Here is a 14,696-nt window from a genome sequence, read left to right as displayed (position 1 = left end):
GTGAACAGGAACGAATACGTGATCGTGTCCCCCACCTTCCCGGCCTGAGCCGGATCAGCAGACTTCACCATCGTCAAACCCGGAGTCGGCCCAGCCGTGACGATCGCCGAAGACGGCGGTGACGTGACCGGGGTTCCATCAGGCGGCGTGCCAGTCGAGGTCGCCGTGTTCGTGATCGAACCTGCATCGACGTCGGCCTGGGTCGCCGTGTAACTCGCAGTACACGTCACACTCGCACCCGGCGCCAACGAAGCAGCCTCAGCAGGACAGGTGATCGACGGAGCCGTACCAGTCCCAGAGAACGCCGTCTCCGCAACGGTGACATCCGTCATCGTCACGTTGCCCGTGTTCGTCACCACGAACGAGTAATCCACAATGTCACCCGCAGCAGCAATGGACGCGGGATCAGCAGACTTCACCACCGCCAACGACGGGTTCGGGTCAACGGTCACGACCGCGCTCGACGGGTCGGACGTGACCGGGCCGCCGGTGGGAGGCGTACCCGAAGCAGTAGCCGTATTCGTGATCCGACCAGCATCGACATCGGCTTGCGTCGCTGTGTAGTCAGCAGTACAGATGACCGACGCGCCAGGGGCCAGCGACGCCGCGCCCGCAGGGCACGTCACTGCAGACAACGTTCCCGAGCCACTGAACGCGCCCTCGGCGACCAAAACGTTCGCCAGGGTCACGTTGCCGGTGTTCGTCACTGTGAACGAATACTTGATAGGTGCGCCCGCCGCGGAGATCGATGTCGGGTCCGCAGACTTCTCGAGCGAGATGGATGGCGAGTTCGGCGCAGGCACGACGACGGTGTCGGGCGGTGAGTCCACGGGGGTCCCCCCAGGAGGTGTCCCGGTGCTCTTAGCCGTGTTCGTGATGGATCCGTTGTCGACGTCGGCTTGGGTGACCGTGTACGAGGCGGTGCAGGTTTGCGACGCGCCCACGGCCAGTGAGGTCGACGGGCACACTGCCGTGGAGATGTTCCCAGAGCCGGTGAACGACTCCTCGCTCACCTTCACGTCGTTCAATGGCACGTTCCCCGTGTTCGTCACGAGGAAGGAGTAGTTGATCTGCCGACCGACCGTGAATGAGGCCGCGTTGTTCGGCGATGCCGTCTTGTCGACCGTAAGCGAAGGCGCTGGGGCCGTCGTCACCGTCGTCGTCGAGGACGGTGGAGAAACCACTGGCGTCGCGCCGCCCGGCGGATTACCGGACGCCGTCGCGGTGTTGACCACAGACCCGGCAGCCACGTCGGCGGCTGTGATGGTGTAAACGCTGGCAGCCTGGCATGTCACCGTGGCGTTGGGCGCCAAGGTTGTCGACGGGCAGGTCACCGCCCCGGCCTTCTGATCGGCAACCGAGATGTTGCTCAACGCCAGCGAGCCGGTGTTCTGAACATCGAAGCTGTACTGGATGGTGTCGCCCGCATCGACTAGGCCGTCACCGTTGACGTCGACCGGCACGCCGGCCCGCTTGACCAACGACACGCCCGCAGGCTTGGCCGTGTTCGTGATGGTGCATCGAATGTCATCGCCGATCTGCGGCGATATGTTCGCGCTCGTCCCGCTTGTGGCGCCAGGAAGAACCGTAGAGCTCCCAGTCGCGGCGTTGACGCAGGCCCAGGCTTGGGTATAGAGGCTCAGATCGGTCGACGTTCCCGCAGTCCCGATCTCGGAGAGAGTGAACGATTTCCCGTCGGTGCGCGGGAGCACCGTTACTTCTCGGGTCGTGGCGGTATTCGTCGTACCGGTCGTAGCCGATCCGAGCGTGCTTCCCTCAGGCGAGGTGACCTTCAAATCGAAGGAGTTGGCCGCACCGACTCGGCTGCTGACGGTTTTGTTCAACGTGACCTTTGCCGTCTGAATCCCTACGCCGATGCCTGACCGGGCGCCAGTACGCCAGGTGGTGGAGAACGTCGAGGGTGCGTCCGCAGAAACCAGGAGCGCCGTGGACTTCCCCCCGGCGGTGGTCGTGGCGCCCACGCCGGTGCCTGAACAGCTGATCTGGGTGGTGCCGATACCGACTGGGTTCTTACAGCCCCACTGCCCGTTCGGAGCAAGCGTCTCGAGCCGGTCAAGCGGCTTGTCAGAGTTCCAAGTGAAGGACTCTCCAGTTACGTTGTCTTCCACATCGGCCGCAACAAAGGAGTATCCGGTCACCAATGCGCCCGATGGGTCGCGAACCTGAATGTTATCGAAGGTGATGACTCCAGCCTGAACCACACCGTTGGCGGGCCGGCTGTAAAGCGCGTTGTTGCCTGGAACACCGCGATACGCGTCGGTTCCGAACGCGAAGCGTGTTTCCAGCGGGGTCTGACGAGCCTCAAGCGAGAGCGGGGGTGTCCCGCTCACGTTGGTGACCTTGATCGCAAAGGTGGCGATGTACCCGCCCTCCAACGTGATCGTGGTCGGCTGACCAGCGGCGGTGCGCGCCTGAGTCTCATTGAAGTTCGTGAAGTCGAACCAACAGATCGTGCGTGCGTTCTGGCCGTTGTTTGCGGAGGCGTTAGCGTAACCGCAGCCCGTGTCCGCGGCCCGAGCGGCACTGACCGGGCTAATGGCGCCGATCGTCGCGAGCATTGCAAGGAGTAAGCACAGGATCAGGAAAAAGCCTGTCGCCCTGTTGCCTTCCTCATGTCCGCGCACGGACATGGAAGTGAAGCGGTAGCCGCCCCTCGGGTGCGTCGGCGTAGCTGGTCCCCTCTGGGGGCGGAGTTGTTTCATGTCGGGTCTCTCTGTGCAAGTTGCCGGGCGCCGATGACCGACGTATTCGGCCTTGCGGTTCGTTCAGTCAATTGACAGGAACGGCTATCTGCAAGCAGAGCGAGCAGACCTCACCCGCGCATCACCCGACATTCATACGAGGGTGACGAAAACCCATGTGGGGTTAACCCTCTGAGCCCCGTACGCTCTGGGGGCGGTCGAAGTTTTCGATCAGCTCCGACTGGGTTGCTGACCGGTTTCGACCTGCTCGCACTGTTGACCCCTGGCCAAAGGAGCCCACTGTGTCGTATCCGAGCTTGCAGGTAATTGCCGCGGCCAAGGACTGGGAGGGGTTCGCTGAGGCTGTTGACAGCAGTTTCTTTGCGAGGTTGTTACTCGAGCCGGTAGCGCTGACAGAGGGGTTCGCGGCGGTGCCGGATGAGTGGTTGTGGGCGAATCCTCGGTATCTGATGGCCGGGGCGATCGCGCGGGCGGCGAATCATCCGTATTCGTTGATCCCGGAGGGAGTCCACAGCCGGTTCGCGTCGTGGGTCGAGGGGCAGGAGCAGCCTGCGACCCGGGACCTCCTCGGGGTCGCGCAGACGCAGCTTCGTGCGCTACTCGCCGCGGGGCGGCTGGAGGAGGCGGATGCTGCGGCGGATGAGTCGTTGCGGTTGATCGCCGAGCCCAGGGATACAGCGGGGTTCGATGATGTGCTTCCGCCGGTGTTCATCCGGATCGGGATGGTCAAGTTGCTGCGTGGAGATGTCCGTGACGCGATCGGGATCTTCGCTGAGGGTTCTCGTCGGGCAAGCGCCGTTCAACATCCGATCGCGCCTCATGTGGGGAACTTCGCTGCACTATCCCATGCGTTAGCCGGGAACTTCGTGCACGCAGAGCAATCGCTGACAGAGATGCCCCCCTCGACCCGCCCGGCAGGATCCATGCAAGCTAGCTACTTCGCGATCTCACAGTACGCCGCAGCGCTCATTGCACTCGGCACGTTCAGAGCGGAGCCGAGCGAACACCTGCCGGACACTGGAATTGGCGAGTTTTGGTGGCTGACCGAGCACATCCGGGCCAAGCGGTCACTCTACGGCGGAGGCGATCGAGGTGGTGCTGCCGCGCACCTCGAGGACATACTCGACCTTCGTCGCGATTTGAGTGGGTCTGGAACCTTCGCGAGCAACATTCTGCGCACAGACCTGGCGGACCTCTACATGGCCGACCACAACTTTCAAGCTGCCGCCCACGTGCTACGCAGGGAGGTACCGACCTCCCAGGGCCAAAAGATCTGGGCCGCGAGAGCACGCCTTGCGCTCCTCGGGGGCAATCCTGCGCGCGCGCTGCAGATCGTCGCGGAGGTCCAGCGTCTGAATGGTGGACGCCACCGTCTTGTGCCGGCGATATGGATCGTCAAGGCGGCAGCAGAACGCATCCTCGGTGACACTTCCGCATCAGCGGTATCGATGGACAACGCGAGTGAAGCGCTGAAGCGTACGAACGCGATCGCCGAGATCGTCGGAGCGCACCCCATCATTCGAGAAGAGCTCGCGCACCGGCTTCACGTCGAACAGACACTGCCCGCTTCGATCTACGCGCCTGCCCAGAGCATCACGTTGAGCGAACGCGAGCGGGACGTTCTGCGCGCACTCGCTCTGTACGGCTCGACGAAAGAGCTCGCCGCCGCTCTGCACGTCTCTCCGAACACCGCAAAGAGCCACCTGGCGTCGGTGTACAAGAAACTCGGCGTGCACGGACGTGAACAGGCGCTCCGCGCAGCGGCCGCCTGGTTGGACGACTGAACCCGCCCGGTCATGGCAGAAGGGACGAACGACCGCAGATCCACGCGGACAACAGTCAACGAGGGGGATTCATGCGAGTTAGTGATCGACGAGCTGCCTGGATCGGGACGGCTGCGCACCACTCCGGCCGACTCTTCTGGTCGGCCTTGAGGCGGTCATCAGTGTCAGACCAGCAAGGAAAGCGATCCCGACGAGGGCAAACAGTCCAAGGAACATCTCTACATCACTCACAATCTTCGCGTGCTCGCGTAATTTGCACGGCACAGAACACATCTGTCGTCTGGAAGAGCACCCGAACGCGCAGATATGACGCGATTGGACTGCCGGTCTCAGGAACCCGACTCTCGCGCATGCGTCACGCCAAGTGCTGTAAGACGTTTCAAGGAATCCATGTGCTCGCTGAAGGCCTGCCTACCTTCCTCTGTGAGTGAGAGCCAGGTGCGCGGTCGACGGCCCACATGGCCCTTACGCACCGAGAGGTAGTTCTCCTCTACCAACCGCGCCGCTGCCTTCGAGAGGGCAGACGCTGGGGTATCGGTTGCCATCGCGACGGCTGCGAACTCCGCCTCGTCGCATCCGGCCAAGAACGCCGCTACCTTGAGCCGTGGCAAGCTGCTGAACGCGTCATTCAGCCTGGACTTGTGCGCGGAACCGCTCTCCGAAACGTTCACGGCCGAGTCCAGGAGCGAAGCCGGTGGATGTGTTCGAAGGCGAAGGGCACGACAACGGCCAGACAAACCCATATCCGTTGCGCGGGGTGGAGTGCGAGAGCCGCCGCGCCGAGCACAAGCGCTGCCGGCACGACGATCGGCGCGATCCGCCAGTACCGCCGCATGATCTTCTGCCCTGACAGCGGCACCACTCCCCGCTTCCGCCAGATCACCAGAAGCATGACGAACAGCAGCACGTTCATCGTCAACAAGGCAGCGCCGACCAGCGGCAGGAACCAGCCGGCCACCACGCCCAACACCGAGAACCACACGCCCACCAGGAAGAGCAGCGTGCTCGTACCCACATACCAACGCGGCAGTCGGTGATGCACCTGCACGTACCGCTTGAGATCGCGGGCGACGCGGAGGTCTTCGTCGTAGTCTGGGGCATCGTTCACGTTTTCAGTTTAGCATGTACTTTCCATAAGGAAACCTAATTCTCTCCTTCAGTCTGAGAGGGATCGGTCTCAGTAACCTCGGCGGGGTGAGTGGCGCATGAGATCCAGGGTGAGAATCCGCGAAGGTGGAGCTTCCGTTGGACTCTGTCTGAGACGATTGCACCGCCTCCGGGAAACCAGGGGTCAATCGTGGTGATTCTCTCTCCCACGAAAGAGCCCATGGGCTCACGGGTGGTGCGGAAATCGGGTCTGCACCACCCGTATTCCACCTGTCTGAGACGAGCCACAGCCGGCGCAGTGGCGGGTCCTCGCCTGGCCGGACAAGACCGAGGACCAACCGCTGGCTAGTCTGCGCGAACCCTTGAACCGAAACTCCGTTGATGCGAGGCATATCGTGAAGAAGTTGACCCCTGGCAACCGCAGGAAGGCAGTCGACCCGACAGGCTCGCCTGCCGTTGTGATCGGAAACATCGCGCTCGTCTGGCTTGTGCTCGCAGGTGCAACGGGCATCGGATTCGTGCTCGTTCTTGCACTCGCGGGTTGATCCTATGGGCGTGATCGGGCAGGGGCTCCGCGCCATCCGCGGCGAAGGCGTCCGGTCGACGCTCTGGCGTGCCGCGCACTTCGCCGACGGACGGTTCAACCCGATGCGGCGCAAGCCGACGGACCTCTACCCGAGCGACGCCATCGCCGCCGACTGGACGGTGCCGCGGAACTTCAACGCCGCCGAGTTCCCGGAGCGCCCGTACGACGTGGCGTGGTTGATCTCGCCGCCGAGCCGGACCTCGGGCGGGCACCAGAACGCCTTCCGGTTCATGGAGTTCCTCGAGCGCGCCGGGCACCGGCTCACGATCTACCTGTACCAGGCGTCGGCTCAACCCGCGGTCGACATCCGCGGGATCCGCGCGATGATGGCGGCGAGCAGTGCGTACCCGGAGCTGCAGGCCGACATCGTCCGGTACGACCCCTTGACCGGCATCGCGCCGGGCGCGGACGTCGTCGTCTCCTCCGACTGGCAGACGGCCTACCCCGCGTTCCGCTCCGAGGGGCCGGCCAAGCGGTTCTCCTTCGTGCAGGACTTCGAACCGTGGTTCTACCCGGCCAGCAGTGAGTACGTCCTCGCGGAGAACACCTACCGGTTCGGGTTCCACGGCTTCTCCGCAGGGCCGTGGCTCGCGCAGAAGGTCGCGGACGAGTACGGGATGAGCTGCGACCACTTCGACTACTCGGTCGACAAGCAGCACTACTCGCACGTGAACGACGCGCCCCGCACCGAGATCCTGTTCTACGCCCGCCCGCCGACACCTCGACGCGGCTGGGAGATCGGCGAACTCGCCCTGACCGAGTTCCACCGCCTGCGCCCCGACATCACGATCAACCTCGTCGGCTGGGACATGTCGGGATACGAGACCGGGTTCCCGTTCGTCAACCGGTCGGCGATGGACATCTCGGAGCTCAACGCGGTCTACAACCGCTGCGCCGCAGGCCTCGTCCTCTCGCTGACCGACATGTCCCTGCTGCCGCTCGAGATCATGTCCTCCGGCGTCGTGCCCGTCGTCAACGACAGCCCGAACACGACCGGGGTCCTCGACAGCCGGCACATCGAATACGTCCCGCTGTCGCCCGCGGCCATCGCCCGTCGCCTCGTCGACATCGTCGAACGGCCCGACGCGGTCGAGCACGCGAAGCGGATCTCGGCGTCGATCACCGCCGCGGACTGGTCCGACCCGGGCACGCAGTTCGTGGCGCAGTTCGAGCGCGCGATGCGCACGTCGATCTGCCCCAGTGGGCCGCAGCTCATCGCAGGACGATGGCGCCGATAGACACGTTGATTGAACGGAAGACATGTCCCCCGATCCAGACATCGCACGAATCCGAGTCCTCATCGTCGACGACGACGAGAACCTCCAGCGTCTACTTGCCCTGGTCTTCCGCAGACAGGGCTGGAAGGTACTCACCGCTTCGAGCGGTGAAGCGGGAATCCTTCAGGCAAAGTCACATCGCCCGCATCTGGTTGTCCTCGACGTCTCTCTACCCGACATCGACGGGCTACAAGTGCTCCAGCGCATTCGAGCTGAGCTGCCAGACACACTCGTCCTCTTCCTGACTGCGCACAGCTCGGTCTCCGAGCGAATCTCCGGGATCGCGGCTGGGGGCGACGACTACATGTCGAAACCCTTCAGCACTGAAGAGGTCATGGTTCGCCTGAGAGGTCTCTCGCGCCGCAGTCGCATGATCTGGCAAGCTGACCCTCTACCTGTCTTGATCGGTGATCTCACGCTGGACGAGAACAGCCATGCAGCAGCTCGCGCGGGAGAACACATCAGGTTGACTCCGACGGAATTCGCGCTCCTCCGATACCTCGCGGACAATGTCAACCGGGTAGTGAGCAAGCATCAGATACTCGACCGTGTCTGGGAGTACGACTACGGCCGAGAATCGAAGATCGTGGAGATGTACATCTCTTACCTTCGGAGGAAGATCGATGCTGGACGGCCTCGCATGATCCACACGATCCGGCGCGTCGGCTACATGCTCCGAGCGCCCAGCGACATCGAACACGGGGACGGACATCTCGGTCGATCCTGATCAGGGGTTCGACCAATGGAGCCGATATGCGATCCACACCAGCCCGTACGGCATGATCGTCCGAGCACCCGTCCAATTGTGCGCCAGCCCGGGGAGCACCCGAAGCGTCGCCGGATGACCCTCCCTGCGCAACGCATCTCGAATCGTCGTAGCCTGATCGGTCGCCTCCTCGTCTCCTTGACCGAGAAAGAACTGCTGCGCGCCTCCAACAGGGGCATCGGCGATGGCATCGAGAGGGGACGCGCGGCGCAATGCCGTCGGATCGTCACGAAGCGCAGGCGTGAATGGCTTGGTGTAGGGCATGATGGCGACCACGCCACCGAACACGTCAGGATGGTGGAGCCCATCGATGAGCGCTCCGAGCCCGCCGGAGGACATCCCCGAGATCACCCGGTGCGCGGGGTCTGCCTGAGTGCGAAGATGCTGATCTGCCCATCCGACGACGTCGTGTACGACCCAGTCCTCAAGTTGCGGGCCGTGAGGCAGGTTGACGGGCTCGCGGTCGACACGATCTGGGCCTGCGTTCAGATCAGGCGACACCACGACAACCGGGGGTATCGCGCCAGTCGTGATGAGGATGTCCAATACCTGGTCGAGCCGTCCGGCGGCGAACCAGTCGGCCGCGCTGCCCGGTGAGCCGTGCAGCGCAACGACCAACGGGTACCGTGTGCGCGTCCCCGCCGAGTCGTATCCGGGTGGGAGATACACCCATGCGCCGGCGGCAGGAGCCGAACGTCCGCCAGCGGGCACCGTCGTGAGAAAGGCATAGCCGTGCTGTTCGCTGGTGACGCGCTGGCCACCTTGCGGAACCGCACGGCCTCCGCCCTGCACAGCAGATGTCGGCAAAGCGGTGACCGGCTCCTGCGGAGCGGAGTCGAGCCAACGCTGTATCGACGCGACCGACGGGAAGTATCCCACCCAGGTGTTGACTCCAAGCGCAATCGAACACAGGACGGCCAACGCAGCAGGCGCGCTGAAGGCGATGACGGTCCCCACGGTGCGCCTTCGTCCGCTTCGGCGACGCCTCACCCTGAGGACGAGGCACCCGGCCAGCAGTAACGCCATGCAAAGTGCGATCACGCTGGGCCAGTAGGTCGCGAGCATGTCCGCGCCGAGGTCTCCCGAAACCGCCGCCGGGAGCTGGATCGGCGCGTCCACGTCCACGTCCACGTCCACGTCCTTTCGTGCGGCGCACACGGCGCGAGTGGGTTGTGAGGTCCACCTCAAGCTACGCCAACTGACACGGACAGTCGGCCCACATCATCGGACTCTTACCAACCGCTTACCTGGATCAAGCACCATGACTCTCCGGTTCGGGAAAGAGGAGAGATGGTCCGGATGGACACGACGAAGAGACCCGGGACGTCGCTGCCGGGAGATGGACAGCCACGCGCGAGAACCTCTCGATTCCGTCCGCACCATGGTCGGCGTTCGACGCGCTCGGGCGCGAGGTGGAGCGCACTGGTGCCCCTGTGCCTGGGGCGCTTCCTGCAGATCCTCGCAGTCGTCCTGCTGGTCATGTCCATCCCCCAGCTCTTGCTTCCGGCGGAGATGTATTGGGCGGGATGGTCTCTGGCCGTTTTCGGGTTGTCGCCTGACCCGTTCGCCTTCAACGCAGTCCTCCTCCTCATTCTGGGCACGGGTCTTGTTCGGAGACAGAGAGCTGCGATGGCGCTGACGGTCGTGTTCGAGTTGCCGAATGTGGTCACAGCGATCTGGGAGGTTGTTGCCACAAACGCGGGGTTCAGCTACTCCGCGTCGGTGAACTGGTCTGACCTCGCGGCAGGTTGCTTGGCTGTCGCGGTGATCGGAGCACTCCTCCTCGCACGGAGACAGTTCTCCGCCCGCCTGCAACCTGCCGCTCACCGGGCCGCGGCGCTCGTGCTGATCGGGTCGCTCACCGTGGCTGCGGTCGGGGGCGGTGTCCTGGCCCAGATGTCCCCTGGGACGCTGACATCGGAACGGGATGGGTGGCTGTGGGCGGTGAGTGCATCGATCGGGCTGGAACCGCTCGATGATCTCCTCCACCATCAGGGGACCCGGCCGGGTGAGTTCGTTTCCTTGTACAGCTCCTCGATTTCGGCTGCGGGTCTGGTGGTCGCGCTCTTGATCCTGCTGCGCACGGCCCGCGTCTCCCGGCCCATGTCCGCGTCCGAGGAGCTTGCCCTCCGTCGTCTGATCCTCGACTCACGGACAGAGGACTCGCTGGCCTACTTCGCAACGCGTCGCGAGAAGTCGGTCGTCTTCTCAGCTGACGGCCGAGCCGCGGTCTCGTTCCGTCTCGTCGACGGAATCGCGTTGGCCAGCGGCGATCCGATCGGACACGGACCCGCGTGGAGCTCAGCTGCGGCGGCGTTCGTCGATCAATCACGGCGGTTCGGATGGATCCCAGCCGCTCTCGCCGCGACTGAACAAGGTGCGAGGTGCTACGGAAAGCTCGGACTACAGGCGAGATCGATGGGTGAGGAGGCCGTCATACGAACCGATGAACGCTCGATCGCCGAACTGAACAGGGATCCGCAATTGTCCGCGGCTGCGCGCCGCGCCAAGCGGGCGGGCTACCGACCGAGAATACGAAAGCAGAGCGAAATCCATCCTGCGGAGCTTCAGAAACTCGTCGAGCTCGCCGGCATCTGGCGTGACGACGGCGTCGAACGAGGCTTCTCGATGGCGCTTTCACGATTCGGAGATCCGAGCGACGCGGAGTTGACTATCGTAACCGCGCATGCTGCCGATGATGCGGTCAAGGCCATACTCGTCTTCGTCCCTTGGAACCACGATGGCCTCTCCCTCGACCTCATGAGGAGAAGCCCTGACGCTCTCAACGGGACAACAGCTTTCCTGGTGCGCTGGCTCGTCGAACATGCAAGAGACCGCCAGGTCACCCGCCTCTCGCTGAATTTCTCCATGTTCCGAGAGGTCCTCGTCGGTGGCGAGCGTCCTGGGGCAGGGCACCTTTTGCGGATCAAGCGACGCCTTCTACTGGCACTGTCGCACCGGTGGCAACTCGACTCGCTGCGACGGGCGAACGAGCGGTACGCCCCGGACTGGCGGACACGATTCGTCTGCCATGAACGGAGCGCATCCCTTGGACGGGTTTGGCTCGCCGCGGCCCGGGCCGAGGGTTTCCTGGCGCCCTCGCTGTCGAAGCGCCGATGCCGCCGCCTGACATTGCACGGGCACGGTTCTCACCGTCCGACGGACTTCGCCGCCCGAGTTGCAGAACTTGGTCTGCCACTGGCCGAGGCCGCGACACCTGTCTTGCGTCGCGGCACGCATCTCAGGCGCGCGAGGTGGGCACTCGAGCAGCAAGAGCGGGGCGCAGAGCTCTATCCTGCGACTGTTCCGCGCACGACCAGCATCGCTCAACTTCTGTGTTCCGAGCCGCTCGATACCGGAAAGGCATGTCCCAGCGGTGGAGATGCGTCATCCTCCGTTGCGGGCAGAGTACTCCGTCGACGCGATCACGGCGGGGTCCTGTTCCTAGACATCTCCGAGGAACACACCGTCCTGCAAGTCATCGCGACCGCGGACGGCACGGAGCGTCTCTCGGCCCTCCGGCGTGTCCAGCCAGGCGACCTCATCTCGGTGACCGGACGCATCGGCACCAGCCGGACCGGCACGATCAGCCTGTGCGCGACAACATGGCAGCTTGCGGCCAAGTCCCTTCACGACATGCCTCGGCACGGCGGGCTCATCGATCCGGAAACACGGATCCGGCAGCGTCACCTCGATCTAGCTGTCAATCGGGAGGCGGCGCGTGTCGTGAAGGCACGTTCGAATGCGCTACAGGCGCTTCGAGTCGGCCTGCTCGAAGACGGGTACATGGAGGTGGAGACGCCAATCCTCCAAGCCGTTCATGGCGGCGCAACAGCTCGTCCCTTCAGGACGAGAATCAACGCCTACCGGGCCGAACTCACGCTTCGCATCGCACCGGAGCTGGCTCTCAAACGACTGATCGTTGCTGGGTTCCCGCAGGTATTCGAGATCGGCCGCAATTTCCGGAACGAGGGCGCCGACGCCACCCACAATCCGGAATTCACCGCGATCGAGGCCTACCGTGCTTACGCTGACTATTCCGATATGCGAGGGCTCGCGATGCGGTTGATCAGAAGCATGTCCTTGGCCGTCCACGGATCCACCATTATCAGTTCTCCGAACGGCTCGGCTTTCGACCTTGCGGACGAGTGGCCTGTGGTGACCGTCAGCAACGCGGTCTCCGCAGCAACCGGAACGACACTCACGGTGGATTCCGAATTCAGCCGTCTCGTGGCCATCGCTCAGAGCTATGGGTTGACAGCGAAGCCGGGCGACGACGCGGGCCGCCTGATCGAGCGTCTTTACGAGAAGCTTGTCGAACCCACGACCGGCGCACCGACATTCTATGTGGACTTTCCTGCGAGCACTTCGCCTCTCGCGAGAGGGCACCGATCATCGAAAGGACTCGCCGAACGCTGGGACCTCGTCGCCTTCGGTACCGAACTGGGAACGGCCTATACCGAGTTGACCGATCCTTTCGAACAGCGAGCGCGCTTGACGGCGCAGTCTCAACGAGCCGCTGGCGGCGACCCCGAAGCCATGGAACTCGACGAGTCGTTCCTCAACGCACTGGAGTTCGGCATGCCACCCACAGGAGGACTCGGGCTGGGCGTCGACCGCATCGTGATGATGCTCACGGGCACGACCATCCGCGAGTCGATCACATTCCCGTTCGTGCGCACGACCGCACTCAGCTCACAAGCTTGAGCCGATACCTGAGCAGCGGTCGGGCGTTCGCGGGGCCGCGAACAAGCCGACACTGTAGCGAGATCAGCGAGGATCCAGGTAGCCAGACGGCCTCGAGCTCATCGGCGCGTTCAGAACGGAGACCTGCCGTGGTACAGCCGCTCCCCGGACGACGGGTCGAGCGGGAGTTTCTGCGACACGCACCAGCGGAACTGCTCGGAAGCTGCTGCCCCGATTCCAAGCGCGTCGAGCCAGCGCAGATTGCTGGAATCAGTCAGCTGCACAGCCATGTAGAGCGCGAGATCGTGGAAATGGAGGGACGCAGCGGCCGAATCGAGTAGCGAGATCTCGTACACCCGCAAGTATTGGTTCACGTGGTTCGTCACAGCTTGAAAGACGCCCGCCGGCGTTTTCGGCAGGTCGGCGCGGCGACGCTCTACCTCAAGACGATCGAGAAGCACCTGTGACAGCAGTTCCTGAGGCGAGTCCGCGTGGCTGTAGAACGTCGGACGAGTGACCCGAGCACGTTTCGCGACGAAGGCAACACTGAGCTGCGTGGCGGGGCTTTCCTCGGCCGCTTCCAGGATGGCTGCGGCGACAGCAGCGCGCGATCGTCGAGAACGAACCACCACGTCCAATTGCGACCACTCCCACGACATCCGCGGACGCACAAACGCATCGCGGCTATTCATTCCCGACACCGCCGAAACAGCGTCGTGTCCGTGATCAGGACTGGTCTCTTCGGCGTTTGGCATGTTGGTATTTCCCCCGGAATGAAATTGCTGGACGGGTGCCGAATTGGATGCAGGTCGAGGTGGAACTCGCGGCCCCAGTAGAGTATTCTCATCCCTCGCTGGCGCTAATATAGGTCGCTTCTTGTTCGCCATGAAGAAACTTCACCCCGTTTTCACCCCGCCGAGACACCAGCTCCCCCATCGTTCGACAGCTTCACGAAAGCTACGAATCGGATCATGGGCACTCGTCAATGAGGCCGCGACGGAGCGCGTTACGCACTACTTGGACGCGGTTGGTGGCTTCTAGCTTCATGAAGATGCTCTCGAGATGCGTACTCACCGTGTGCCGCGACACAGCAAGCAGAGAACTGATTTCAGAATTGCTGGCGCCCGAGGCGAGGAGGTTCAGGACTTCTCGCTCGCGCTTGGTCAGGCCGACGTCAGCCGACCGTGCGAGCGCCGCCATTTCGCGCTCGACCGAGCGGCAGCAGTCACGAATGGCCTGGATCTCAGTTCCAGACAGGATCGCCGGCGCGCGAAAACGAACATGCAGCGAGCCGACGGTGCGGTGGTCAGAGACGAGTTGGATCGAGACGGCGGTACCTCCAGCGACGTCTTCAGATGACCGTCCGGCCTCAGACGTCGCGAATGCGCGCATCAGACGTAGGCGGTCGGAGGGTTTCCGTCCCGCCCAGTCGGCGTCGGGCTGGCCCTCGCGGACAAGCGTCAACGTCGAGAGACTGGCACGAATCTGCTCCAGGCACATCTTGTAACTGAAAAGGACCCTGTCCTCCTCATCGAATCGATGGCGATAGGTGAGCAGCGCGGAGGTATATGGGACGAGCGCCCGCAGGTCGATGAGCGCAGACACTGCGTGGGCGGCCGGACCGATCGAGGCGATTCCGGCGATGACATGGGGTCCAGGCAAGATGGGGTCCTTCTCACGTCATCCGACGTGACTACAAATGGGGCGCGAGGGTAGCTCCTGACCTGTCGACACATGAGGCAAAGCCTCCGCAGCTCGGAGCAAACT

Annotated in this window: 9 protein-coding genes and 1 pseudogene; 4 read left to right on the top strand and 6 right to left on the bottom strand. The window is 63.6% G+C overall.

Features of this window, described 5'->3' with window-relative positions:
• A pseudogene (locus tag ITJ66_RS16725) lies at positions 1-2,579 on the bottom strand (DUF11 domain-containing protein); the annotation flags it as partial.
• 425 nt (positions 2,580-3,004) lie between these two features.
• Between ITJ66_RS16725 and ITJ66_RS20240 the strand changes: the two are divergent.
• On the top strand, positions 3,005-4,507 hold the full coding sequence (locus ITJ66_RS20240; RefSeq protein WP_194645351.1) for a LuxR family transcriptional regulator: 1,503 nt from the start codon (positions 3,005-3,007) through the stop codon (positions 4,505-4,507).
• Positions 4,508-4,836: 329 nt separating this feature from the next.
• On the opposite strand, the gene ITJ66_RS16715 is transcribed toward ITJ66_RS20240, so the two are convergent.
• Both ITJ66_RS16715 and ITJ66_RS16710 read right to left on the bottom strand, forming a co-directional pair.
• The gene (locus ITJ66_RS16715; RefSeq protein WP_194645350.1) at positions 4,837-5,250 is read right to left on the bottom strand and encodes a transcriptional regulator; all 414 of its coding nucleotides are present in this window, start codon (positions 5,248-5,250) and stop codon (positions 4,837-4,839) included.
• Positions 5,175-5,615 (bottom strand): hypothetical protein, encoded by a 441-nt coding sequence (locus ITJ66_RS16710; protein ID WP_194645349.1) that lies wholly within the window; start codon positions 5,613-5,615, stop codon positions 5,175-5,177. Before ITJ66_RS16710 ends, ITJ66_RS16715 begins: the two co-directional genes overlap by 76 nt.
• Positions 5,616-6,169: 554 nt before the next feature.
• Between ITJ66_RS16710 and ITJ66_RS16705 the strand changes: the two genes are divergently transcribed.
• Both ITJ66_RS16705 and ITJ66_RS16700 read left to right on the top strand, forming a co-directional pair.
• A complete protein-coding gene (locus tag ITJ66_RS16705; protein WP_194645348.1) occupies positions 6,170-7,438 on the top strand; it encodes a glycosyltransferase family 1 protein in 1,269 nt (422 codons plus the stop codon).
• 22 nt (positions 7,439-7,460) lie between these two features.
• The gene (locus tag ITJ66_RS16700; protein ID WP_194645347.1) at positions 7,461-8,204 is read left to right on the top strand and encodes a response regulator transcription factor; all 744 of its coding nucleotides are present in this window, start codon (positions 7,461-7,463) and stop codon (positions 8,202-8,204) included.
• Here ITJ66_RS16700 and ITJ66_RS16695 read toward each other — a convergent pair whose 3' ends face one another.
• Positions 8,205-9,374, bottom strand: coding sequence for an alpha/beta hydrolase-fold protein (locus ITJ66_RS16695; RefSeq protein ID WP_194645346.1), 1,170 nt, complete (start codon positions 9,372-9,374; stop codon positions 8,205-8,207). It abuts the gene before it with no gap.
• Between the two features lie 159 nt (positions 9,375-9,533).
• On the opposite strand from ITJ66_RS16695, the gene lysX reads away from it, so the two are divergent.
• Positions 9,534-12,950, top strand: coding sequence for a bifunctional lysylphosphatidylglycerol synthetase/lysine--tRNA ligase LysX (gene lysX / locus ITJ66_RS16690; RefSeq protein WP_370582689.1), 3,417 nt, complete (start codon positions 9,534-9,536; stop codon positions 12,948-12,950).
• A 110-nt stretch (positions 12,951-13,060) separates the two neighbouring features.
• On the opposite strand, the gene ITJ66_RS16685 is transcribed toward lysX, so the two are convergent.
• Both ITJ66_RS16685 and ITJ66_RS16680 read right to left on the bottom strand, forming a co-directional pair.
• Positions 13,061-13,684, bottom strand: coding sequence for a TetR/AcrR family transcriptional regulator (locus ITJ66_RS16685; RefSeq protein ID WP_194645344.1), 624 nt, complete (start codon positions 13,682-13,684; stop codon positions 13,061-13,063).
• 214 nt (positions 13,685-13,898) lie between these two features.
• Positions 13,899-14,591: a helix-turn-helix transcriptional regulator gene (locus tag ITJ66_RS16680; protein ID WP_228501962.1), complete on the bottom strand. Its 693-nt coding sequence runs from the start codon at positions 14,589-14,591 to the stop codon at positions 13,899-13,901.
• Between the last annotated feature and the right edge of the window lie 105 nt (positions 14,592-14,696).

This window comes from Plantibacter sp. VKM Ac-2885, assembly GCF_015351205.1.
Classification (GTDB): domain Bacteria; phylum Actinomycetota; class Actinomycetes; order Actinomycetales; family Microbacteriaceae; genus Plantibacter; species Plantibacter auratus.
This window is presented reverse-complemented; position numbering and strand designations above follow the sequence as displayed.